Annotated in this window: 19 protein-coding genes; 13 read left to right on the forward strand and 6 right to left on the reverse strand. The window is 63.7% G+C overall.

Annotated features, from left to right (window positions below):
- Positions 1-5: 5 nt before the first annotated feature.
- Positions 6-2,330, reverse strand: coding sequence for an ATP-dependent Clp protease ATP-binding subunit ClpA (clpA, locus tag BMX67_RS15415; RefSeq protein WP_090736925.1), 2,325 nt, complete (start codon positions 2,328-2,330; stop codon positions 6-8).
- Between the two features lie 205 nt (positions 2,331-2,535).
- Complete coding sequence (gene gloB, locus BMX67_RS15420) at positions 2,536-3,282, reverse strand: hydroxyacylglutathione hydrolase (protein ID WP_090736927.1); 747 nt, start codon at positions 3,280-3,282, stop codon at positions 2,536-2,538.
- Positions 3,283-3,340: 58 nt separating this feature from the next.
- Between gloB and BMX67_RS15425 the strand changes: the two genes are divergently transcribed.
- The 8 genes from BMX67_RS15425 (at position 3,341) to BMX67_RS15460 (ending at position 10,580) form a co-directional block, all read left to right on the forward strand.
- Positions 3,341-4,132 carry a class I SAM-dependent methyltransferase gene (locus tag BMX67_RS15425; RefSeq protein WP_090736929.1) on the forward strand — a complete coding sequence of 264 codons (792 nt, stop codon included), beginning with the start codon at positions 3,341-3,343 and terminating at the stop codon, positions 4,130-4,132.
- 188 nt (positions 4,133-4,320) lie between these two features.
- A complete protein-coding gene (locus BMX67_RS15430; RefSeq protein ID WP_090736930.1) occupies positions 4,321-4,929 on the forward strand; it encodes a glycosyltransferase family 25 protein in 609 nt (202 codons plus the stop codon).
- Between the two features lie 306 nt (positions 4,930-5,235).
- Positions 5,236-5,796, forward strand: coding sequence for a F0F1 ATP synthase subunit delta (locus BMX67_RS15435; protein ID WP_175479938.1), 561 nt, complete (start codon positions 5,236-5,238; stop codon positions 5,794-5,796).
- Complete coding sequence (gene atpA / locus BMX67_RS15440; RefSeq protein ID WP_090736935.1) at positions 5,796-7,331, forward strand: F0F1 ATP synthase subunit alpha; 1,536 nt, start codon at positions 5,796-5,798, stop codon at positions 7,329-7,331. Before BMX67_RS15435 ends, atpA begins: the two co-directional genes overlap by 1 nt.
- 12 nt (positions 7,332-7,343) lie before the next feature.
- Positions 7,344-8,222 (forward strand): F0F1 ATP synthase subunit gamma, encoded by an 879-nt coding sequence (locus BMX67_RS15445; RefSeq protein ID WP_090736936.1) that lies wholly within the window; start codon positions 7,344-7,346, stop codon positions 8,220-8,222.
- 21 nt (positions 8,223-8,243) lie between these two features.
- Complete coding sequence (gene atpD, locus BMX67_RS15450) at positions 8,244-9,668, forward strand: F0F1 ATP synthase subunit beta (RefSeq protein ID WP_090736938.1); 1,425 nt, start codon at positions 8,244-8,246, stop codon at positions 9,666-9,668.
- Positions 9,669-9,677: 9 nt separating this feature from the next.
- Complete coding sequence (locus tag BMX67_RS15455) at positions 9,678-10,133, forward strand: F0F1 ATP synthase subunit epsilon (protein WP_090736940.1); 456 nt, start codon at positions 9,678-9,680, stop codon at positions 10,131-10,133.
- A 99-nt stretch (positions 10,134-10,232) separates the two neighbouring features.
- Positions 10,233-10,580, forward strand: a complete 348-nt coding sequence (locus BMX67_RS15460; RefSeq protein WP_090736942.1) for an H-type lectin domain-containing protein — start codon at positions 10,233-10,235, stop codon at positions 10,578-10,580.
- On the opposite strand, the gene BMX67_RS15465 is transcribed toward BMX67_RS15460, so the two are convergent.
- A complete protein-coding gene (locus tag BMX67_RS15465) occupies positions 10,577-11,353 on the reverse strand; it encodes an alpha/beta fold hydrolase (RefSeq protein WP_090736944.1) in 777 nt (258 codons plus the stop codon). The two genes, BMX67_RS15460 and BMX67_RS15465, sit on opposite strands and share 4 nt — an antisense overlap.
- On the reverse strand, positions 11,350-11,949 hold the full coding sequence (locus BMX67_RS15470) for a 2-hydroxychromene-2-carboxylate isomerase (protein ID WP_090736946.1): 600 nt from the start codon (positions 11,947-11,949) through the stop codon (positions 11,350-11,352). The genes BMX67_RS15465 and BMX67_RS15470 overlap by 4 nt, the downstream gene beginning before the upstream one ends.
- A gap of 86 nt (positions 11,950-12,035) precedes the next feature.
- Between BMX67_RS15470 and BMX67_RS15475 the strand changes: the two genes are divergently transcribed.
- A complete protein-coding gene (locus BMX67_RS15475) occupies positions 12,036-13,055 on the forward strand; it encodes a ribose-phosphate pyrophosphokinase (RefSeq protein WP_090736948.1) in 1,020 nt (339 codons plus the stop codon).
- Positions 13,056-13,083: 28 nt separating this feature from the next.
- Here the strand turns inward: BMX67_RS15475 and BMX67_RS15480 are convergent, their stop codons facing one another.
- Both BMX67_RS15480 and purD read right to left on the reverse strand, forming a co-directional pair.
- Positions 13,084-13,572 (reverse strand): GNAT family N-acetyltransferase, encoded by a 489-nt coding sequence (locus tag BMX67_RS15480; protein ID WP_175479936.1) that lies wholly within the window; start codon positions 13,570-13,572, stop codon positions 13,084-13,086.
- Positions 13,573-13,706: 134 nt separating this feature from the next.
- Positions 13,707-14,969, reverse strand: a complete 1,263-nt coding sequence (gene purD / locus BMX67_RS15485) for a phosphoribosylamine--glycine ligase (RefSeq protein WP_090736952.1) — start codon at positions 14,967-14,969, stop codon at positions 13,707-13,709.
- A gap of 91 nt (positions 14,970-15,060) precedes the next feature.
- Here purD and xseA point away from each other — a divergent pair, with 91 nt between their 5' ends.
- From xseA to BMX67_RS15505, 4 genes are all read left to right on the forward strand, one after another.
- Entirely contained in the window at positions 15,061-16,617 is a 1,557-nt protein-coding gene (gene xseA, locus BMX67_RS15490; RefSeq protein ID WP_090736954.1) for an exodeoxyribonuclease VII large subunit, read from the forward strand.
- A 130-nt stretch (positions 16,618-16,747) separates the two neighbouring features.
- Positions 16,748-17,956 carry an efflux RND transporter periplasmic adaptor subunit gene (locus BMX67_RS15495; protein ID WP_090736956.1) on the forward strand — a complete coding sequence of 403 codons (1,209 nt, stop codon included), beginning with the start codon at positions 16,748-16,750 and terminating at the stop codon, positions 17,954-17,956.
- A gap of 30 nt (positions 17,957-17,986) precedes the next feature.
- Positions 17,987-21,109 carry an efflux RND transporter permease subunit gene (locus BMX67_RS15500; protein WP_090736958.1) on the forward strand — a complete coding sequence of 1,041 codons (3,123 nt, stop codon included), beginning with the start codon at positions 17,987-17,989 and terminating at the stop codon, positions 21,107-21,109.
- A 51-nt stretch (positions 21,110-21,160) separates the two neighbouring features.
- Complete coding sequence (locus BMX67_RS15505; protein ID WP_090736959.1) at positions 21,161-22,048, forward strand: LysR family transcriptional regulator; 888 nt, start codon at positions 21,161-21,163, stop codon at positions 22,046-22,048.
- Positions 22,049-22,124: the final 76 nt, after the last annotated feature.

A 22,124-nucleotide genomic window follows, 5' to 3' on the forward strand; every position in this document is an offset into this window, starting at 1 on the left:
GCGCGCTATTCGGCGGTCAGCAGCGGCGTTTTCGATTTGCCGATGCGCAGGGCCTCGGGACCGGTGATGTCGAAGACGGGCTTGTCATCCTCGATCTGAACCCGGACGACCCCGCCCTTGGTCAGGCGACCGAACAGCAATTCTTCGGCCAGCGGCTTCTTGATGTATTCCTGGATGACACGACCCAGCGGGCGCGCCCCCATCTTGTCATCATAGCCCTTCTCGGCCAGCCAATCCGCCGCTGCGGGCGTCAGTTCGATATGGACATTGCGGTCCATCAGCTGAGCCTCCAGCTGAAGCACGAATTTTTCGACCACATGGACCACGACTTCGCGCGACAGAGGTGCGAAGCTGATCACCGCATCCAGCCGGTTGCGGAATTCGGGCGTGAAGGTCCGTTCGATCGCCTCGGTGTCTTCCCCTTCGCGGCGGTCGCGGCCAAAGCCGATCGCGGCTTTCTGCATGTCCGAGGCCCCGGCATTCGACGTCATGATCAGGATCACGTTCCGGAAATCGACCTGACGTCCGTTGTGATCCGTCAGCTTGCCGTGATCCATGACCTGCAGCAGGATGTTGAACACATCGGGATGGGCCTTTTCGATTTCGTCCAGCAACAGGACGCAATGCGGATGCTGATCGACGCCGTCGGTCAGAAGGCCGCCCTGATCGAACCCGACATATCCCGGAGGCGCGCCGATCAATCGGCTGACCGCATGCTTTTCCATGTATTCCGACATATCGAAGCGCAGCAGTTCGACCCCAAGGGTCGAGGCCAGCTGTTTCGCGACCTCGGTCTTGCCGACGCCGGTCGGACCCGCGAACAGATAGTTGCCGATGGGTTTTTCCGGTTCGCGCAAACCCGCCCGCGCCAGCTTGATCGCCGAGGACAGGGCCTCGATCGCGCTGTCCTGACCAAAGACGACCCGTTTCAGGGTGCCGTCCAGATCGCGCAGCACCTCTGCGTCATCCTTGCTGACATTCTTCGGCGGAATGCGGGCGATCTTGGCCACCACGGCCTCGATCTCTTTGGGGCTGATCGTCTTGCGGCGTTTGCTTTCCGCGACAAGATGCTGCGCCGCGCCCGCCTCATCGATCACATCGATCGCGCTGTCGGGCAGCTTGCGGTCGTTGATATAGCGGCTGGCCAGTTCAACGGCCGATTTGATCGCGTCATTGGTGTAACGCAGTTCGTGGTGCTTTTCGAAATGCGGCTTCAGCCCCATCAGGATCTTGATCGCATCCGGTACGTTCGGCTCGTTCACGTCGATCTTCTGGAAGCGCCGCGACAGGGCACGGTCCTTTTCGAAATGCTGACGATATTCCTTGTAGGTGGTCGAGCCCATGCAGCGCAGCTTGCCGCCAGCCAAGGCGGGCTTCAGCAGGTTCGAGGCGTCCATCGCCCCGCCCGAGGTCGCACCCGCGCCGATCACAGTGTGAATTTCGTCGATGAACAGGATCGCATCATCATGCTGTTCCAGTTCCTTGACGACGGCCTTCAGCCGTTCCTCGAAATCGCCGCGATAGCGGGTCCCGGCCAGAAGGGCGCCCATGTCCAGCGAAAAGATCGTGGCGCCCGACAGAACCTCGGGGGTTTCGCCTTCGACGATCTTCTTGGCCAGACCTTCGGCAATGGCGGTCTTGCCCACGCCGGGATCACCCACCAGAAGCGGGTTGTTCTTGCGGCGGCGGCACAAGACCTGGATCGCGCGTTCGACCTCGTCGCCGCGCCCGATAAGGGGATCGACATCGCCCTTCTTCGACTTGGCATTCAGATCGACGCAATACTTGGCCAGCGCGCTGTCGTCTTTTTGTTCAGGGGCGGCTTCGGCCTGTTCCGCCTCGGCCGGCTCATCCGAACCGACGACCTTGCGATTTTCGCTGAAGGTCGGGTTCTTGGCCACGCCATGCGCGATGAAATTGACGGCGTCATAGCGCGTCATGTCCAGTTCCTGCAGGAAGAATGCAGCATTCGATTCCCGCTCGGCGAAGATGGCGACCAGCACATTGGCGCCGGTCACTTCCTGCCGACCTGAGCTTTGGACATGGATCGCGGCGCGCTGGATCACGCGCTGGAAGGCCGCTGTGGGAACGGCTTCCGAGCCTTCCACATCGGTAATCAGGGTGGACAGGTCATCTTCGATGAATTCCACCAGAAGCTTGCGAAGTTCGTCCAGATCGACATTACAGGCGCGCATCACCTTGACCGCGTCCGGTTCCTCGGTCAGCGCCAGAAGCAGATGTTCCAGCGTGGCCAGTTCGTGTCTGTGTTCGTTCGCCAGCGCAAGTGCCTGGTGAATGGCCTGTTCCAGTGAGGTCGAGAAACTTGGCACGGTCGTCTCCTGTCAGTCGGCTGGCGGTATGGGCATATCTGGTTGCCCACCTGCCCAGACTGTCACGATACAGTTAAGATTTGGTGGAATTGCCCCGGCTTCAAGTTGTTTTTTCGTAAATGCGGGGAAAATCTGTCATGGGTCGGGCAGATGTGATGATCGATTGGGCGGTTTTCAACCCGTCCTTGCCGGATGTGCATTTCTGCTAGAACGCATCCTTCATCTGGCGCAGCTGTGCGAAAACCTGTGCGTCATCGGCCTCTGGCAGCCCAAGGCGGTCGCGCAATTCTGTCACGCGCAGGAAGGGGTTGGTTTCGCGCTCGACCTGAAGGGTTGCCGGGGCACAGGGCAGCCGTGCGGCATCCACCGCGGCCAGTCGTTCCTGCAGCGCGACATTGTCGGGTTCGACCGACAGCGCGAAGGCGCCGTTGCCTGCGCAATAATCATGGCCCGAACAGATCAACGTCTGGGGGGGCAGGGAGTTCAGGCGCGACAGGCTGTCCCACATCATCGCGGGGTCGCCCTCGAACAGGCGCCCGCAGCCCATTGCCATCAGGCTGTCGGCCGTGAAGGCCATCGCGGATTGCGGCAGGTGGAAGGCGATATGGCCGATCGTGTGGCCCGACACCTCGATCACCTCGACCGGTTCGCCCAGCAGGTCCAGCGGCTCGCCCGGCGTGACCGAAATGTCCAGTGGCGGCAGTCGGCGGGCATCGGCGGCGGCGCCGATGACCTTGGCCCCGGTGGCGGCGACAAGTTCCGGCACGGCCTGAATATGGTCGGCATGGTGATGGGTCAGAAGGATCGCATCCAGCGACCAGTCCCGGTCGCGCAGCGCTTGCAGGATCGGCGCGGCCTCGGGGGCGTCGATCAGGGCGGTTCCGGCCTCGCCATGCAGCAGATAGGCATAGTTGTCTTGCAGACAGCGAACGGTCACCAGTTCCAGCGGCATTGGCAAATCCTTTTCCTTGTGCTGTTTTCAACGGTGACAAAACCGGGGCCGGGGTGCAATGCATCATGATATCGAGGATCTGCGCCGCTTCTATTACCAGCGGTCACTGGGCCGGGTGGTTCAGCGGATCCTGCGCGATCGGCTGATTCTGCGCTGGCAACCGGCCCGCAGCAAGGGCATGAACGTGGCGGGCTATGGCTTTGCCGCGCCGATGCTGCGGCCATATCTGGCCCCGGCAAGGCGGGTCACGGCGCTGATGCCGGGACCGCAGGGGGTCATGGGCTGGCCTGCGGGAATGCCCAACCATAGCGTTCTGTGCGACGAAACCGCGTGGCCGCTTGAAACCGGCAGCCTTGATCGGCTGGTCATGCTGCACGGGCTGGAAACCAGCGATCATCCCGCCGCCCTGCTGGCCGAGGCATGGCGCGTGCTGGGGCCGGGGGGGCGGATGATCGTGATGGTCCCGAACCGGGCCGGACTGTGGGCCGCATCCGACCGCACGCCCTTTGGCCTTGGTCGCAGCTATACGGCGGGGCAGCTTGAAACCCAGATGCGCAAGGCAGGTTTCGTCAGCGAGTGGTCGGGATCCGCCGTCTATATCCCGCCGTCCGATCGACGTTTCTGGCTGCGCAGCGCCCAGATGTGGGAACGCGCCGGGGCCAGGATCAGCCGTGTGCTGATCGCCGGAGTGGTCATGGTCGAGCTGTCGAAACAGACCCGCGCGCCGATCGGGCCGGGGGTCAAGGTGCATGTCCCGAACCCTCTGGACATTCTGGACGGCGTGGGGATCCGCCAGCCGCATGGCAGTCCGGCGACCCGCCGCGACAGTGGCGTCACAAGGTGCCGTTAGGTCATCTAGTCTCCTGACAGGAGATCACTAAATGCCGAAACTTGTCCTAAAGGTGAACTAGCCGAATCGGCGCTTTTTTGCGCATATTGACCAAGTGGTAAGTTTTTAAATGGTGACGTGTCATGTGTGCGCTTTGTGTGTCGCCGGCGCTTGAAGGCTGGCCGATTTTTATCCTCTGCGGTGCTGGGATGCAGCGTCGTGAAGGCAAACTGACCGAGGCTTTGCGGTCGTTCCGTTTGCCCTTTCGTGTGCTCGAAACTGTGCGGGGCGCCTCTCCGGTCGGGGGGCGCCCCGAGTTGCATCGCAGGGTCTGGCGTCAGGTGGTTCAGGATGACCTGCCCGGTGCGATCCTTCTGGAAGATGGTGTCAAATTGCTGCCCGGCTTCGTCGGCTTTCTGGCGGCGGGCGGGTATCTGCATTCCGAACTGACGCAGCTGTGCCACGGTCGCGCCCGTGTCTGGCGCTGGGGGGCAAGCGATGCCTCGCCGGGGGTGCGCCTGCGACCGCTGGCCGTCAGCGATGCCCTGCCTGCCGGATATGCCTTGTCGCGCAAGGGCGCAGGCCATCTGCTGGACGCCCATCGCGCGACCCGCGCCCGCTGCGAGGTGACCCAGGACAGCTGGCCCTGTGACGTCGGGCAGCTTGGCGCGCTGGTTGCCCGGCCGCAGCTGGTCGAGGCGCCGGAATGGATGACCGCGACCGCACCCGGACCCGCCGCGCCCGATGCCGGGCGACCTTCACGCATTCGCCACTTCGCCCGCGAGTCATTCAGCCGCGAACTGAGCCTGCGCCACTGATCTTCCGGACTTCCTGTCAGGGCCGCGCCGATGGTTTCGGGGCGGCCTTGTACCGTCTTGCCTCGCGATGTTCGGGGTGGCGATGTCTCCGATCCGCAACGTCAATTCAAGAACTGCGATCCAAAGGTCGCATCCCTCGCGATTCCGTGTGCTTGACGGTTGCCGGGTCTTGAATCAGGTGCTAGAGACGCCGCAGATTTCCGAATGGCCGTCCACAGGCCGTTTGACTGCGACCCGCACCCCGCGACAGACCGGATCCCTTGTCCGGCCCGCCAGCGGGGTTTGCGCAAACCGTGAAGGATGACCGTGGCCAACTCTGTTTCCATGTCCCAGAGCATCGCCGGGCGCTATGCGCAGGCCGTCTTCGACATCGTGAAAGAAGAAGGAGGGCTGGATCAACTGGCCCAACAGACCGACGATCTGGGTGCGGCGCTGCATGACAGCAGCGATCTGCGCAGCCTGATCACCTCGCCCATCTACAGCCGCGACCAGCAGAACCGTGCCATCGGCGCGCTGGCCGACAAGATGGGCCTGTCGGCCACGATGTCGAACACCCTGCAGCTGATGGCGAAGAACCGGCGCCTGTTCGTACTGCCGCAGCTGGTGTCCCAGCTTCAGGCACTGATCGCGCAGGAGCGTGGCGAAGTGACCGCCGATGTGATCAGCGCCGTCGCGCTGACCGATGACCAGCAGAACCGCCTGCGTGACACGCTGGCGAAGAAGTCGGGCAAGACGGTCAAATTGAATACCCGCGTCGATGAGGCTCTCATCGGCGGAATGATTGTCAAGATGGGCTCGCAGATGATCGACAGCTCGATCCGCTCGAAGCTCGCCTCCCTCCAGAATGCTATGAAAGAGGTCGGATAATGGGAATCCAGGCTGCCGAGATTTCGGCGATCCTCAAGGATCAGATCAAGAACTTCGGTCAGGAAGCCGAAGTGGCCGAAGTGGGGCAGGTGCTGTCGGTCGGTGACGGCATCGCCCGTGTCTACGGCCTCGACAAGGTGCAGGCCGGTGAGATGGTCGAATTCCCCGGCGGCGTCCGGGGCATGGTGCTGAACCTCGAAACCGACAACGTCGGTGTCGTGATCTTCGGCGACGACCGTGACATCAAGGAAGGCGACACCGTCAAGCGCACGCGCTCGATCGTGGACGTCCCCGTCGGCAAGGGCCTGCTGGGCCGCGTCGTCGACGCACTGGGCAACCCGATCGACGGCAAGGGGCCGATCGAGAGCGACACCCGCGCCGTCGCCGACGTGAAGGCACCGGGCATCATGCCGCGCAAATCGGTTCACGAACCGATGGCGACCGGCCTGAAGGCCATCGACGCGATGATCCCCGTCGGCCGCGGCCAGCGCGAGCTGATCATTGGTGACCGCCAGACCGGCAAGACCGCGATCGCGCTGGACACCATTCTGAACCAGAAGAACTACAACGGCCGCGAAGAAGACGGCATGAAGTCGCTGTATTGCGTCTATGTCGCCGTTGGCCAGAAGCGTTCGACCGTTGCGCAGCTGGTGAAGAAGCTGGAAGAAACCGGCGCGATGGCCTATTCGATCGTCGTCGCCGCAACCGCGTCGGACCCCGCGCCGATGCAGTTCCTCGCACCCTATTCGGCGACCGCCATGGGCGAGTATTTCCGTGACAACGGCATGGACGCGCTGATGATCTATGACGACCTGTCCAAGCAGGCCGTTGCTTATCGTCAGATGTCGCTGCTGCTGCGCCGCCCGCCCGGCCGCGAAGCCTATCCGGGCGACGTTTTCTACCTGCACTCGCGCCTGCTGGAGCGTTCGGCCAAGCTGAACGAGGAATATGGCGCAGGCTCGCTGACGGCCCTGCCGATCATCGAAACCCAAGGCGGCGACGTGTCGGCCTTTATTCCGACCAACGTGATCTCGATCACCGACGGCCAGATCTTCCTGGAAACCGAACTGTTCTTCCAGGGCATCCGTCCGGCCGTGAACACCGGTCTTTCGGTCAGCCGCGTGGGTTCGTCGGCACAGACCAAGGCGATGAAATCGGTTGCCGGTCCGGTCAAGCTGGAACTGGCGCAGTATCGCGAAATGGCGGCCTTTGCCCAGTTCGGTTCGGATCTGGACGCCGCGACCCAGCGACTGCTGAACCGTGGTGCGCGCCTGACCGAGCTGATGAAACAGCCGCAGTATTCGCCGCTGACCAACGCTGAAATCGTGATTGTCATCTATGCCGGCACCAAAGGTTACATCGACACCGTGCCGGTGCGCGAAGTCGTGGCATGGGAACAGGGCCTGATCCAGTTCCTGCGCAACCAGAAGGCTGACCTGCTGGACGACATGACCAAGAACGACCGCAAGGTTGCGGGCGATCTGGAAAACGCGATCAAGGCGGCGCTGGACGAATACAGCAAGACCCGCGCCTGAGAGGGGGGATAGATGCCCAGTCTCAAGGAACTCAAAAACCGGATCGGAAGCGTCAAGAACACGCGGAAGATCACCAAGGCGATGCAAATGGTCGCCGCCGCGAAACTGCGCCGTGCGCAAGACGCGGCGGAGGCCGCGCGCCCCTATGCCGACCGCATGGCCGCCGTCATGGCCGGGCTGACCGCAAGTGCGGCCGGTTCGGAAACGGCGCCGCGCCTGCTGTCGGGCACGGGCTCGGAACAGAAGCATCTGCTTGTGGTGATGACCGCGGAACGTGGTCTTGCCGGCGGCTTCAACAGCTCGATCGTCAAGCTGGCGCGCCAGCATGCCGAAAAGCTGCGGGGCCAGGGCAAGGACGTGACGATCCTGACCGTCGGCAAAAAAGGCCGCGAGCAGCTGAAGCGTGACTATGGCAGCCTGTTTGTCAGCCATGTCGATCTGTCCGAGGTCAAGCGCGTGGGCTATGAAAACGCCCGCCAGATCACCGATCAGGTTCTGGACCGGTTCGAAGCGGGCGAATTCGACGTCGCCACGATCTTTTACAACCGGTTCGAATCGGTGATCAGCCAGATCCCGACGGCACGTCAGATCATCCCCGCCGAAGCGCCGCAGGGCGATCAGGCGGCCGATACCTCGGCGCTTTATGACTACGAGCCCGGCGAAGAGGCCATTCTGGCCGAATTGCTGCCCCGCTCGGTGGCGACGCAGATCTTTGCGGCGCTTCTGGAAAATGCGGCCTCCGAACAGGGGGCGCGGATGAGTGCCATGGACAACGCCACGCGCAACGCGGGCGACATGATCGACCGACTGACGACCGAGTATAACCGCTCGCGTCAGGCAGCGATCACCAAGGAACTCATCGAAATCATTTCGGGCGCCGAGGCGCTCTGACCGTAACGCAGAGGTGACATCATGGCAGAGGCCACTGGTAAAATCACGCAGGTGATCGGCGCCGTCGTAGACGTGCAGTTCGAAGACCACCTGCCCGCAATTCTGAACGCGCTGGAAACGGACAACAACGGCAAGAAGCTGGTGCTGGAAGTTGCGCAGCACCTGGGCGAAAACACCGTCCGCACCATCGCAATGGACGCGACCGAAGGTCTGGTCCGTGGTCAGGGCGTGACCGACACGAAGGGCCCGATCACGGTTCCGGTCGGCGACGCGACCCTGGGCCGCATCCTGAACGTCGTGGGCGAACCGGTTGACGAAGGCGACGCGCTGACCGTCACCGAAACCCGCGCCATCCACCAGCCCGCACCGGATTTCGCCGCTCAGGCGACCGCGTCGGAAATTCTGGTGACCGGCATCAAGGTCATCGACCTGCTGGCCCCCTATTCCAAGGGCGGCAAGATCGGCCTGTTCGGCGGCGCAGGCGTCGGCAAGACCGTTCTGATCATGGAACTGATCAACAACATCGCCAAAGTGCACTCGGGCTACTCGGTGTTCGCAGGTGTTGGCGAGCGGACCCGTGAGGGCAACGACCTGTATCACGAGATGGTCGAATCGGGCGTTATCAAGCCCGACAATCTGGCCGAATCGCAGGTTGCTCTGGTCTATGGCCAGATGAACGAGCCTCCGGGGGCCCGTATGCGCGTCGCGCTGACCGGTCTGACCCTGGCCGAGCAGTTCCGCGATTCGACCGGGACCGACGTTCTGTTCTTCGTCGACAACATCTTCCGCTTCACGCAGGCGGGTTCCGAGGTGTCGGCACTTCTGGGCCGTATTCCTTCGGCCGTGGGCTACCAGCCGACGCTGGCCACCGACATGGGCGCGATGCAGGAACGCATCACCTCGACCAAGAACGGCTCGATCACCTCGATCCAGGCCGTCTACGTTCCGGCCGATGACTTGACCGACCCCGCACCGGCAACGACCTTCGCCCACCTTGACGCCACGACCGTTCTGTCGCGTGCGATCTCGGAACTGGGCATTTACCCGGCCGTTGACCCGCTGGATTCCAACAGCCGGATCCTGGATCCCGGCGTCGTCGGCGAAGAGCATTATCAGGTGGCGCGCGACGTGCAGGGCATCCTGCAGAAATACAAGTCGCTGCAGGACATCATTGCGATTCTGGGCATGGACGAACTGTCGGAAGAAGACAAACTGACCGTGACCCGTGCGCGCAAGATCCAGCGCTTCCTGTCGCAGCCTTTCGACGTGGCGAAGGTGTTTACCGGTTCGGACGGTGTTCAGGTGCCGCTGGAAAAAACCATCGCGTCCTTCAAGGCCGTGGTTGCCGGCGAATATGACCACCTGCCCGAAGCCGCCTTCTACATGGTCGGCGACATCGATGAGGTGAAGGCGAAAGCCGAGCGTCTCGCCGCTGAAGCCGCGTAAGGGGGCGAAATGGCCGATACCATGCAGTTCGATCTCGTGTCGCCGGAACGGAGCCTGATCTCCGTTCCCGTGCGCGAGGTGCGCCTGCCGGGGACCGATGGCGATCTGACCGCCATGCCCGGCCATGCGCCGACCATCGTCACGCTGCGGCCGGGCCTTGTCACGGTGGTTGCCGGTGACGGCAACCAGTCGGAATTCGCCGTGACCGGCGGTTTCGCCGAAATCGCCGCCGATTCGGTCAGCCTGCTGGCCGAACGCGGTCATCCCCGCGCCGAGATCACGCAAGAGATCTTCAACGAGATGATGACCGAGGCACATCGCCAGAAGAAGGCTGCGGTCGAAAAGGCCGACAAGCATTCGACGGGCGAAGACATCGTGACCGCCGCGGTCAAGCTTCTGGGTGATATGGAGGCCTTGGGCACCCATATCGGTCTGGATCCGAACCAGGCGACGATCCCGGACTGATAGATCGTTGAAAATTTGACGATAAAGACAAGCCCCGGCCGCGCGCCGGGGCTTTCGCATGCGATTTGAACGCGTTTAATCTGGTTCAAAGGGGGAGACATGCAGCGTTTCAATCACACCGCGATCGGCATCTGTCAGGGCAGTCTGCAGCTGTTTTCGGCCTTCGAGGATAACGGTCCGATGTGGGCTGGCGAGGGCCCGCGGGTCGAGCGGCGGCAGGTCCGGTTCACGGACAGCTTTCTGCTGCCGCCGGTCGTCCATATCTCGGTGTCGATGTGGGATATCGAAGGCAGCAACAATCAGCGCGCCGATATTGCCAGCGACAAGGTGACCCCCGACGGGTTCGAGGTGGTGTTTCGGACCTGGGGCGATACGCGCGTCGCCCGCATCCGCGCCGATTGGATGGCCATCGGCGCGGTGCAGAACGAGGATGATTTCACCCTCTAGGCGCGTTCCAGATTGACCGCGATCAGGCCCGCGACCTCGTCCGGGTGACTGATCGGCAGCATGTGGCCCGCGCCCGGCACGCTGGCGCGGCCCACATCCGGCAGACGCGCCGCCAGCTGTTCGGCGATTTCATGCACCACCGGGGGCGAATTCTCGCCCGAGACCAGCAAGACCGGCGCATCGATCGATTCCAACCCGTCCGGGCGCAGGATATCGGCGCTGTCCTGCGACAGGGCCGGACCCGTCGCCGCGACGAGGTGGATCTGTTCGCGCATCTGCTGCTGCAGCATCGAGGGCAGGGCGTCATAGCCCTGGCCGCCCCAGACGGCCAGAAAGCGGCGCGTCGCCTCTTCGATCTGGCCTTCGGACATCAGTCGTTCCATCTCGGCGTCGCGCAGGGTCTGGTCGGCATCGTCGGCGGCCGCGAACAGGACAGGCTCGATCAGGGTCAATGTGCGCACGGCCTCGGGGGCTGCGACGGCGATGCGCAGGGCAACGGTCGCGCCGATGCTGTGACCGATCAGATCCAGCGGACGGTTGATGAAACTGGCCGCAATCCGGGTGACGGCCGTGTGGAAATCCACGTCGTCCGATCCCGGTTCCCACGGATCGCTGCGGCCGTGGCCCGGCATGTCAAAGCCTTGCAGATCGATCTGCCCGCCAAGCCGCTGCGCGATGGGACGCCAATAGCCGCCGCTTGCCAGCATGCAATGCAGCGCCAGCGCCGGGCGGTCAGGGTCGCCCGGCCAGTGTCGTTTGTAGATCCCCTTCACAGCGATGCCAGATGCCGTTCCAGGAAATCCAGCCGATCCTGACCCCAGAACCGTTGTCCGGTTTCGCGGACCACATAGAACGGCGCGCCAAAGGCCCCGGCCTCGACCGCGTCCTCCAGGTTGCGGCCATAGGTTTCGGCGCCGACGAACAGGCCCTTGTCGGCCAGATCGGGGTCGAAGCCGTGCGCCTGCAGGATATCGCGGATCACGCTGTCTTCCGCGATGTCGCGCTGTTCGGCCCAAGTGGCGCGGGTAAACGCGTGCACCAGCCCGCCAAGATCGCCGCCGCCGGCATTCTGCGCGGCAATCACCGCATAAGAGGACGGAGCCATATTCGTCGGCCAATGCGCAGGGTTCAGGTGAAACGGAACGCCCATATGCGCGGCCCACCGGGTCAGTTCCTGCGCGCGGTATTCCTGACGGCTGACATGGCGGTCCTTGGGACGGATCCCGCCGGTGCGGTCGAACATCTGCATCAGGTCGACCGGCTTGTAGGTGATCGTCGCGCCGTGTTTTTCGGCAATCTCCTCAAGCCGCAACCCGGCCAGATAGCAATACGGGCTGATTGTCCCAAGATAATAGTCGATGCTAGCCATAACATGGTCCTTCTAGGTTTGCCGCGAGGCTAGCGCGGTGCTAAGGCGTTCGCAATCTGACGAATCCCGCCAAAGGCCTTGCTTCCATGCCCGTCATGACAGAACCCAAACTCATCGCTGGTAATGCCAACACGCCGCTTGCTTCGGCCATCGCCCGTCGCATGTCGATGCATCGTGGCATGAATGTGGGGCTGTGCGACGCCCGTGTCGAGCGTTTCAACGATGCCGAGATCTTTGTCGAAGTCTACGAGAACGTTCGTGGCGAAGACATGTACATCATTCAGCCGACGTCGAACCCGGCGAATGACAACCTGATGGAACTGCTGATCATGGTTGACGCGCTGAAACGGTCCTCGGCCGCGCGCATCACCGCCGTGATCCCCTATTTCGGCTATGCCCGTCAGGACCGCCGCGCCAAGGCCCGCACGCCGATCAGCGCCAAGCTGGTCGCCAACCTGCTGACCGAGGCGGGCGTGGACCGGGTTCTGACCATGGACCTGCATGCCGCGCAGATTCAGGGCTTCTTCGATATTCCGGTCGATAACCTGTACGCGGCCCCGGTCTTCGGACTGGACGTCAAGCACCACTTCAAGGGTCGCATGGACGATCTGATGGTCGTCTCGCCCGATGTGGGTGGTGTGGCCCGCGCCCGCGAACTGGCCACCCGGATCGGTGCGCCCCTGTCGATCGTGGACAAGCGCCGCGAAAAGGCGGGAGAGGTCGCCGAGATGACCGTGATCGGTGATGTCGAAGGCAAGGCCTGCATCATCGTCGACGATATCTGCGACACGGCCGGAACGCTGTGCAAGGCCGCGCAGACGCTGACGGATGCCGGCGCGACCGAGGTGCACGCCTATATCACCCATGGCGTCCTGTCCGGCCCGGCGGTCGAACGGATCAGCAAATCGGTGATGAAATCGCTGGTGATCACCGATTCGATCCAGCCGACCGAGGCGGTGAAGAATGCGCCGAATATCCGTATCGTGCCGACCGCGCCGATGTTCACCCAGGCGATCCTGAACATCTGGAACGGCACGTCGGTCAGCAGCCTGTTCGAAACCGACACGCTGATCCCGATCTATGAAGGTCTTTACAGCGACAGCTGAAGCCGCCGGTTTCGGGCGCAGGTGACGATCAGTCCTTGCGCCCGCGCACCGAAATGACCCCGTCGAAGGATCCGCCATCGCGGGTCGCCTTCGCACCCAGATTGCGCGCCAAGCTGCGCATCGACTGATTTTCAGCCTGATAGAACAGATGCAGCGACGACATGCCGACCCGGCGTGCCGCCAGCATCGTCAACAGGATCAGGGTGCGTCCGAGACCCTTGCCCTGCAATTGCGGCTCGACCGACAGGGCGACTTCGCCCGCGCCGCTGGTGGGATAGGCGGCCAGTTCAGACATCGCCCGCAGGTCGCCCCGCACGAAAGCGCCAAAGGCATAGGTCTGCGACCAATCGATCCGATCGACATAGGCGCAGATCGCCTCGTCGCTGAGACTGCCGTGAAACCGCGAGCCGCGGGCCTCGGGCGAAAGCCGCAGGAAATGCGCCTTGACAGCCGGCGCGTCGGCTTGATCCAGCCCGCGCAGCCGGAACCGGCCCGCAAGCCGGGTCAACAGTGGCAAGCCCTGTGGGCGGGGCCTGCGAAAGGGAAAGCGAAGATGAAGCACGCCCTGATCCGTTTCGACGTTCGACCCATGCCGAACCCCGCCGAAATCGGTTCGGCGGGGCGAATTTTCAAGTCCGACCCTACGTCAGCCTAATGCGGCAGGGCGCGCCAGCCGATGTCACGACGACAGAAGCCCTGCGGCCAGTCGATGCGGTCAACCAGATCATAGGCGCGCTGATGGGCCTCGGTCAGCGTCGCGCCGCGTCCGGTGCAGGCCAGAACCCGGCCCCCGCTGGCGACGACCTGTCCGTCCTGATCCTTGGTCCCGGCGTGGAACACCATCTCGAAACTGGTTTCAGGAAGGTTGCTCAGGCCATTGATCACGCTTCCCTTTTCGTATTCACCGGGATAGCCGTTCGCGGCCATCACCACGGTCAGGGCATGATCCTCGGCCCAGGTGACCTGCGCCTGATCCAGACGCCCTTCGGCACAGGCCAGCAGCAGGTCAAGAACCTGACCGCCCAACCGCATCATCAGAACCTGGCATTCCGGGTCACCGAAGCGCACATTGTATTCGACCAGCCGCGCCTGTCCGTCCTTGATCATCAGCCCGGCATAAAGGACGCCCTGAAACGGCATGCCGCGATCAGCCATTTCCGCCATCGTCGGGCGGACGATGCGGTCCATGACCTGATCCTGCAACGCCTCGGTCAGGATCGGGGCGGGGCTATAGGCGCCCATGCCGCCGGTATTCGGGCCGGTATCGCCGTCGCCGACGCGTTTGTGATCCTGTGCCGTGCCCACGGGCAGGCAGGTCTTGCCGTCGCAAAGGATGAAAAAGCTGGCCTCTTCGCCGTCCATGAATTCCTCGATCACGACCGAGGTGTCGCCGAATTCGCCGTCGAAGATCTGGGCGATGGCCTCATGCGCCTGCGCCACGGTTTCGGCCACGGTCACGCCCTTGCCTGCGGCCAGCCCATCGGCCTTGACCACGATGGGGGCACCCTTTTCGCTGACATAGGCGCAGGCGGGCGCGGCCTCGGTAAAGCGGGCCCATGCGGCGGTGGGGGCGTCGCAGGCATCGCAGACTTCCTTGGTGAAGGTCTTTGACGCCTCAAGCTGGGCGGCCGCGCGGGACGGTCCGAAAACCGGCAGGCCCGCTTCGCGCAGCGCATCGGATACGCCCGCGGCCAGCGGCGCCTCGGGGCCGATGACGACGAAATCGATGGCATGTTCTTCGGCGAAGGTCAGCACGTCGGCGGGTGAATCAATGTTGATCGAGGCGCAGCGCGCAAAGCTGGCGATGCCCGCATTGCCCGGTGCGACGATCAGCCGGTCGCATTTCGGATTCTGCCGGATGGCCCATGCCAACGCATGTTCACGCCCGCCGCCGCCGAGGATCAGGATATTCATCTGCCGCCCTTTCGCTTGCCGCCCTTTCACTCAGGGTCGGCGCGTTCTAGTCTGAGGGCCGCGAGGGAACAAGACGCAGGGTTCGGCAGGAATGGATCTTCTGGAAGACGCGCCGGGCAGCAATGCCCATGAATTCACGGTGTCCGAGCTTTCGGGCGCGGTCAAGCGCAGCATCGAGGACCAGTTCGGCCGCGTCCGCGTGCGCGGCGAGATCGGGCGCGTGTCGCGGCCCGGATCGGGTCATCTGTATTTCGATCTGAAGGATGACCGGTCGGTTCTGGCGGCGGTGACGTGGAAAGGGCAGGCCGCGCGACTGACCCAGCGCCCCGAAGAGGGGATGGAGGTGATCGCCACCGGACGCATGACCACCTTTCCGGGGCAGTCGAAATATCAGCTGATCGTCGATCAGATCGAACCTGCGGGCGCGGGTGCATTGATGGCGATGCTGGAAAAGCGCCGCAAGGCGCTGGCGGCCGAGGGGCTGTTCGATCAGGATCGCAAGCGGCCCTTGCCGTTCCTGCCGCGCGTCATCGGGGTCGTCACCTCGCCATCGGGGGCGGTCATCCGCGACATTCTGCATCGGTTGCGCGACCGTTTTCCGACCCATGTGCTGATCTGGCCCGTGGCCGTGCAGGGCGAGGCCTGTGCCCCGCAGGTGGCCAACGCGATCCGGGGGTTCAATGCGCTGGACGGGCAGGGTCCGGTGCCGCGCCCCGACCTGATCATCGTGGCGCGCGGGGGCGGCAGCCTTGAGGATCTTTGGGGTTTCAACGAAGAAATCGTGGTTCGTGCCGCTGCTGACAGTGCGATCCCGCTGATCTCGGCGGTGGGGCATGAAACCGATACGACGCTGATCGATTTCGCTTCGGACCGGCGGGCGCCGACGCCGACGGCGGCCGCGGAAATCGCCGTGCCGGTGCGGTCGGACCTGTCCGCGCGACTGGCCGAATCTGCCGCCCGCATGACCCGTGCCAGCACCCAGCGCATCGACCGGCCCCGTCAACGGCTGCGCGATCTGGCCCGCGCGATGGGGCGTCCCGGCGTGCTGGTCGAAGGCCCGCGTCAGCGGTTGGACCTGTGGGGCGCAAGGCTGGACCCGGCGCTGCGCGGGTTGGTGCGCAGCAGGCGGCAGGATCTGGCCTCGCGCCCGATGCCCGCCGCTACGCTGCGGCAGTTCATGTCGGCCAAGCGCCACGGGCTGGAACGGGTTCTGGCGCGGCTGGATGGCGGGCTGGACCGACGCATGGATCGCCGCCGCGACCGTCTGGGTCAGTTGCAGGAACGGCTGGACAATTCGCTGCGCCGCACCGTCGCGGTGACCGGTCGCGCGATCACCACCCAATCCGAGCGGCTGGCAGGGCTGTCGCAGCGCCTGGATCAGGGGATGTCCCGCCTGATCGACGCGCGCAAGGCCGAGGTCGCGCGCATCGATCGGCTGCGCGCCGGGCTGGGGTATCGCGAGACGCTGAAACGCGGCTATGCGGTCGTGCGCCACGGCAGCGGGCTTGTGACCTCGGCCGAAGAGGCAAGACGCCATCCCCGGATCGAGCTGGAATTCCACGACGGAACCTTGCCTGCCCGCCCGGAAGGCACCCCGCCCAAAAGCACGCGCAAATCCCCCGACCCGCAGCAGAAAAAGCTGCTGTAGCTATCAAATGTTGAGTCAAGCGGTTGTGAAACAAGGTGAGCGAACCTAGTTACCCGCCTGAACGCGGCTCTTCGAAAGGCTCGAAGTCTGCGGAATTCGATGGGACATTGGCGATTTCAAGGCTTCGGGCATGAGTACACAATCTCGGATTTTGGTGGCTGCCTCGATCATGGGCGCGGTCTTTGCGGCGGGTACGGCGCTTGCCCAGCAAGGCGGCGAAGCCCCGCCGCCTGCGGTCACGGTCGTGACGCTGCAGCCGCAGGATGTGACGCTGACTTCGAAGTTGCCCGGTCGCGTCGTTGCCAGCGCCGAGGCCGAGATCAAGCCGCAGGTCACCGGGATCGTGACCGAGCGTCTGTTCAGCGAAGGCAGCCATGTCTCGGAAGGCGATCCGCTGTATCGGATCGACCCGCGCACCTATCAGGCCTCGGTGGCGCAGGCCGAGGCGTCGCTGGCACAGGCACAGGCGCAGGCCGATGCCGCCAGCCGCGAGGCCGACCGCATTGCCGCGCTGCGCGACCGTTCGGTCGTCAGTGAACAGTCGCAGGATACCGCCATTGCCGATCGCGACGCCGCCCTCGCCGCCGTTCAGGCCGCCGAGGCGCAGTTGCAGGCCGCCCAGATCAACCTGAACTACACCACGATCACCGCGCCGCTGGATGGCGTGATCGGTCTTGCGCAGACCTCGGCGGGGGCGCTGGTTTCGGCCAATCAGGCAACCCCGCTGGCCACTATCCGCAGCATCGATTCGGTCTATGTCGATGTGACCCAATCCGCCGCCGATATCGTCCGCTGGCAGCGGCAGGGCGCCGAAGGGGGCCTGTCGCGCGACGCCGACCGGACCGTGACGCTGGAACTGGCCGATGGCAGTCAATACGACCACGAAGGCTCGCTGACCGCTGCCGAACCCCAGGTGAATGAAACCACCGGCGTGGTGACGCTGCGGATGGAATTCGACAATCCCGAAGGTCTGCTGCTGCCCGGCATGTATGTGCTGGTCGAGATGCCGCAGGCGCAGCTGCCCGATGCCATCCTTGCCCCGCAGGAAGGCGTGACCCGCGACCGCCGTGGCCGCCCGGTCGCCATGGTCGCGAATGCCGACAACGTCATCGAGGAACGTCAGCTGGATATCATTCAGGATCTGGGCAATCAGTGGGTTGTTCGCGACGGCCTTCAGCCCGGCGACCGCATTGTGGTCGAGGGGCTGCAAAAGATCGGCAGCGGCATGACCGTCACCCCCGAGGAACGTCAGTCCGATGACGCGGCCGAACCTGATGCGGCCCAGCCCGAAGACGGCGATGCGGCCCCCGAGGGCGAGACAACCGAAGCTGGCAACTGACGCCGCCCAGGATCAGAGCGAGATAACCCCATGGCCCGTTTCTTTATCGATCGTCCCGTCTTTGCCTGGGTGATCTCGATCATCATCATGGGGATCGGCCTGCTGTCGATCCTGACCCTGCCGGTGGCGCAGTATCCGCAGATCGCGCCGCCTTCGGTGTCGATCAACGCATCCTATCCGGGGGCCTCGGCGGAAACCGTGTCGAACACCGTCACGCAGGTCATCGAACAGCAGATGACCGGCCTGGACGGGATGCGGTACATGTCCTCCAGCTCGACCTCGGCGGGGACCTCCAGCACGACCCTGACCTTTGAGACCGGCACCGATGTCGATATCGCGCAGGTGCAGGTTCAGAACAAGCTGTCACAGGCGACATCGCTGCTGCCCGAGGCCGTGCAGCGTCAGGGCGTCACGGTCGAGAAATCCTCGGCCGGGTTCCTGATGGTGATCGGCCTGATCGGTGACGAGAATTACGACCAGACCGACCTTGCCGATTACATGGTGTCGAACCTCGTCGACGATCTGAGCCGGGTCGAAGGCATCGGCAGCGTTCAGGTTTTTGGCGCGCAATATGCGATGCGCATCTGGCTGGATCCATCCAAGCTTGCGGCGTATGAATTGGCCCCGTCCGATATCGTGGCGGCGGTTTCGGCCCAGAACACGCAGATTTCGGCAGGTGCGTTCGGCGGCAAGCCCGCACCCGAAGGCCAGCAGCTGAATGCGACGGTGACCGCGCAATCGCTGTTGTCGACGCCCGCGGATTTCCGCCAGATCGTGCTGCGCGCCGAAGAGGATGGCGGGCTGGTCCTGTTGCAGGATGTGGCGCGGGTCGAGATCGGCGCCGAAAGCTATGGCGCGGAATCCACGTATAACGGACGCCCGGCATCGGGTATGGCGCTAAGCCTTGCACCGGGCGCGAATGCGCTGGACACCGCCGAGGCCGTGAAGGAACGGATGGAGGAATTCGCAGAATTCTTCCCCGAGGGTGTCGAATACGTGATCCCCTATGACACCACCCCCTTCGTTGAGATCTCGATCGAAGAGGTGGTCCACACCCTGATCGAGGCCATCGTCCTGGTCTTTGTGGTGATGTATATCTTCCTGCAGAACTGGCGCGCGACTCTGATTCCGACGCTGGCGGTTCCGATCGTGCTGTTGGGCACGTTCGGGATCATGGCGGCCTTTGGATTCACCATCAACACGCTGACCATGCTGGCCATGGTTCTGGCCATCGGTCTGCTGGTCGATGACGCGATCGTGGTGGTCGAGAATGTCGAACGCATCATGGAGGAAGAGGGGCTTTCCCCGCGCGAGGCGACACGCAAATCCATGGGGCAGATCACCGGCGCATTGGTGGGCATCGCACTGGTCCTGTCGGCCGTGTTCGTGCCGATGGCCTTCTTTGCGGGCTCGACCGGGGTGATCTATCAGCAGTTCTCGATTACCATCGTCTCGGCCATGGCGCTGTCGGTGCTGGTGGCCCTGACGCTGACGCCGGCACTCTGTGCGCAGTTGCTGAAGCAGACGCATGGCGAGAAGCGCGGCTTCTTCGGTCTGTTCAACCGCAATTTCGACCGTACCACGCGCGGCTATACCGGTGCGGTGAACTGGCTGGTGCGGCGTCCGCTGCGCACGCTGGCGGTCTATGTCGGTCTGGGGGCGGTGATGGTCCTGCTGTTTGCCCGCACGCCCGAGGGTTTCCTGCCCGACGAGGATCAGGGCATCATGTTCGTTCTGATCCAGGGCCCCACCGGCGCCACGTTCGAGCGCACGAATGAGGTGATCGATCAGGTCGAGAATTACTTCCTTGAACAGGAAGGCGAACTGGTCGAATCCGTGTTTGGCGTGTCCGGGTTCAGCTTTTCGGGGCAGGGGCAGAATGTCGGTCTTGCCTTCGTGCGGTTGAAGGACTGGGACGAACGCACCGATCCGTCGCAGGGGGTGCAGGCCATGGCCGGTCGGGCCTTCGGGGCCTTCAGCCAGATCCGCGACGCGATGGTCTTTCCGGTCGTGCCGCCCTCGGTGATCGAGCTTGGCAACGTTTCGGGCTTTGACTTCTACCTGCAGGCACGCGGTGGGCAAAGCCATGAACAGCTGCTGGAAGCCCGCAACCAGATGCTGGGCATGGCGACGCAAAGCGATCTGATCGCGCAGGTCCGGCCATCCGGTCTGGAAGACGCGGCGCAGTTCAATCTGGATATCGACTGGCGCAAGGCCGGCGCGATGGGCGTCACGGCGACCGATGTGGCCAATCTGTTGCAGACCGCGTGGACCGGCGCCTATGTCAACGACTTCATCGACCGGGGACGGATCAAGAAGGTCTATGTGCAGGGCGAGGCGGATTCGCGCGCGACCCCCAGCGATCTGGAAAAATGGCGGGTGCGCAATTCGGCCGGCGGGCTGGTTCCGTTTTCCAACTTCGCGGAAGGCGATTGGACCTACGGGCCGCAGGGTCTGAACCGCTATAACGGCGTGCCCTCGATGCAGATTCAGGGCAGCCCGGTGCCGGGTGTCAGCTCTGGCGCGGGCATGGCCGAGATCGAGCGTCTGGCCGAACAATTGCCTCCGGGCTTCGACGTGGCCTGGACCGGGCTGTCGCTTGAGGAACGCGATTCCGGTTCGCAGACAACGATGCTGTATGCCCTGTCGCTGGCCGCAGTGTTCCTGTGCCTTGCGGCGCTATACGAAAGCTGGTCGATCCCCTTCGCGGTCATCCTGGTCATGCCGATCGGCGTGTTGGGCGCATTGCTGGGGGCCACGCTGGGGCAGTTCGACAACGGCGTTTTCTTTCAGGTGGGTCTGCTGACCGTGATCGGCCTGACGGGCAAGAACGCGATCCTGATCGTGGAATTCGCGCGCGAACAATCCGAACAGGGCGTGCCGCTTTACAAGGCCGTGGTCGAGGCCGCGCGACAGCGTTTCCGCCCGATCATCATGACCTCGATCGCGTTTTCGCTGGGGGTGCTGCCGCTGGTCCTGTCCAGCGGGGCGGGTTCGAACGGGCGGAACGCCATCGGCGCGACGGTGCTGGGCGGGACGCTGGCCGCGACGGCCTTCGGCATCCTGTTCGCGCCGCTGTTCTATGTGATCCTGCGCCGCCTGCTGGGCCGCAAGGACCAGCTGGACGAGGCGCAACCGACCACAGCCGGTTGACGACGACATGATCTCGGCGCTTCATGCCCCGCCAAAGGGCAGGAGGCGCCGATGATCGACAAGCTGGAAATGTTCCTGGCCGTCGCCAAGGAAGGGCATTTCGGACGCGCGGCGCAATCGCTGGGAATTACCCAGCCCACGCTGTCGGCGGGCATCAAGAATTTGGAAGAACAACTGGGCGTGCTGCTGATCTTTCGCGGCTCGCGCTATGGCGGCCTGACACCCGAGGGGCAGTCGGCGCTGATCTGGGCGCGGCGGATCGTCGGAGATACGCGGCAATTGCGCGACGAGATGCGGACCCGCCGTCACGGCCTGTCGGGGCGGTTGCGGATCGCGGTCATTCCCACCGCGCTGACATGGGCGGCCAGGATCAGCGCACGTTTCGGACGTGCCCACCCCAATGTCGGCTTCACGATCCTGTCGCGCACCTCGGTCGAGATCCTGCAGATGATCGACGACCTGCAGATTGATGCCGGGATTTCCTATCTGGACAATGAACCCCTGGGCAAGGTTTCAACCGTGCCGCTTTATGATGAACGCTATATGCTGGTTTGCGAGGCGGGCAGCGATCTGGCCGCGCAGGGGCGGGCCAGCTGGGCTGATCTGGACGGCCAGCGGCTGTGCTTGCTGACATCCGACATGCAGAACCGGCGGATCATCAACCGCAATCTGGCCGAGGCCGGAGTAACGCCGCAGGCGACGGTCGAAAGCAGTTCGACCGTGGTTCTGGTCTCGCATGTGCTGGAAGGGGGCTGGGTGACGATCCTGCCCGAGGACATCGCGGGTTTTCTGGCGCAGGGCAAACCCGTGTCGCTGATCCCGCTGGATCAGCCCGAAACCACCCATGCCGTCGGTCTGGTGGCCCCCTGGCGCGAGCCGCACACCCCGGTCCTGGAGGCATTGCTGACCGAGGCGCGGCGTATGGTGGTTGATAGATAATCCCTATCGTTCAACGGAACTGCATTATTGATTTCCGATCATCGAACGTGTCTGCTGGTTCCCTGACGAATGTTGA

This window comes from Paracoccus homiensis (genome assembly GCF_900111675.1).
In the GTDB taxonomy this organism is placed as follows: Bacteria; Pseudomonadota; Alphaproteobacteria; order Rhodobacterales; family Rhodobacteraceae; genus Paracoccus; species Paracoccus homiensis.